At 43.5% G+C, this 292-nt stretch carries 1 protein-coding gene; it reads right to left on the minus strand.

The window, feature by feature from the left end; all coding sequences use genetic code 11:
- The coding region (locus tag AB4512_RS23460; protein ID WP_372175925.1) for a ketopantoate reductase C-terminal domain-containing protein at nt 1-292 on the minus strand (292 nt) is incomplete at both ends.

A 292-nucleotide genomic window follows, 5' to 3' on the forward strand; every position in this document is an offset into this window, starting at 1 on the left:
GTCTTAATAAGGTAGCCGTTAATGAAGTCGATCTCGGTCTTACGTTGGTAAAACATATCTTGCTTCATAGATGAATTGTTCTGTGCCGTGGCTTGGATAACCTGTTTGACGCTTGCTTCCAATTCATCGAATGAACAAACGATCCCTTCGGCTTGCATAACCTGCGTGAGCTCTTTAACGATAGAACTCAAAATATCCTCAAATCTTTTATCTGCAAGTTCGCCATTCTTGATCTGTTCAAGGCCCGTGAGTGGGTTGATCGCACAATTGATGGCGAGCTTAGTCCAAAGCG

It is taken from the genome of Vibrio sp. 10N.222.52.B7, assembly GCF_041474275.1.
Classification (GTDB): Bacteria; Pseudomonadota; Gammaproteobacteria; order Enterobacterales; family Vibrionaceae; genus Vibrio; species Vibrio crassostreae_C.